General features: G+C 31.1%; 1 protein-coding gene. It reads right to left on the bottom strand.

The genetic code is table 11. The features are described from left to right. Positions 1-157 precede the first annotated feature (157 nt). The coding region (locus tag RU93_RS11885) for a helix-turn-helix transcriptional regulator (protein ID WP_143139466.1) at positions 158-396 on the bottom strand (239 nt) is incomplete at its 5' end.

Here is a 396-nt window from a genome sequence, read left to right on the forward strand (position 1 = left end):
CCCCTTTCTCGCAAAATATGTTTCCGCTTACAATCATTATTGTACGAGGGTTTCCTTCTAAAAAATACAGAGGAAATATAGACAAAATAATACATATTATATGTTTTGTTCGATAACTAAAAAAGCTAGCAGTTACTCTCATTGCTAGCTTTTTTCTCTATCTATTCAATTTACGATATTTTAAGGGCGTAATGCGATAATTTTTCTTAAATACGCGAATAAAGTATGCTGGCGTTTGAAATCCAATCGTATTACTAATCTCATCGATACTTAATCCACTCGTCTGTAATAATTTTTCCGCTTCTTTCAATCGTTGATCTAAAATATAGCCATTAAATGTTTGGCCGACTTCTTTATTAAATAATTGTCCCAAATAAGCGGCATTATAATGTAATT

Origin of the sequence: Enterococcus aquimarinus (genome assembly GCF_001885765.1) — a bacterium.
Taxonomy (GTDB): domain Bacteria; phylum Bacillota; class Bacilli; order Lactobacillales; family Enterococcaceae; genus Enterococcus_I; species Enterococcus_I aquimarinus.